Below are 721 nucleotides of genomic sequence, written 5' to 3'. Positions count from 1 at the left end.
GGGCGAGTACGTCGTGGCCCTGGACGCCGACACCCTGTTCCCCCCGGAAACCATCGGCCGCCTGGCCCGCTGGTTCCAGGACGAGGACATCGGCGCGGTGGCCGGCAACGCCATCGTCGGCAACCGGGTCAACATCGTCACCCGCTGGCAGGCCCTGGAATATGTCACCGCCCAGAACCTGGAGCGTCGGGCGCTGGCGGCGCTCGGCGCGGTCACCGTGGTGCCGGGCGCCGTGGGCGCGTGGCGCAAGAGCGTGCTCGACGCCCTGGGCGGCTATCCGGCCGACACCCTGGCCGAGGACCAGGATCTGACCATCGCCTGCCAGCGCGCCGGCTGGAAGGTGGCCTTCGACCCCGACGCCCGCGCCTATACCGAGGCGCCCGACACCGTCGGCGGCCTCTTGAAGCAGCGCTTCCGCTGGTCGTTCGGCACGCTGCAGTGCGTGTGGAAGCACCGCAAGGCGATGTTCAACACCAAGACGCCGGTCCTGGGCTTCGTGGCCCTGCCGCAGATCTGGCTCTTCCAGATCCTGCTGGCCGTCGCCGCGCCCCTGGTCGACCTGGGCGTGATCTGGGCCCTGATCAGCAGCGTCTACGCCGCCGTCGCCCACCCGGTGGAGTGGCGTCCGGACGACCTGATCCTGGGCCTGATCTACTGGGCGGTGTTCATCGGCGTCGACCTGTCGGCCGGCGCTCTGGGCATGATCCTGGAAAAGCGCGCG

At 70.6% G+C, this 721-nt stretch carries 1 protein-coding gene; it reads left to right on the top strand.

Translation table 11 applies throughout. The features are described from left to right. On the top strand, nucleotides 1-721 hold a 721-nt coding region (locus NKJ21_RS27420; RefSeq protein ID WP_254733442.1), incomplete at both ends, for a glycosyltransferase family 2 protein.

The sequence above is a fragment of the Klebsiella sp. SWET4 genome (genome assembly GCF_024296565.1).
GTDB classification, from domain to species: Bacteria; Pseudomonadota; Gammaproteobacteria; order Enterobacterales; family Enterobacteriaceae; genus Klebsiella; species Klebsiella variicola.
Note: the sequence above shows the minus strand (reverse complement) of the source record. Positions and strands in the feature narration are given on the sequence as shown.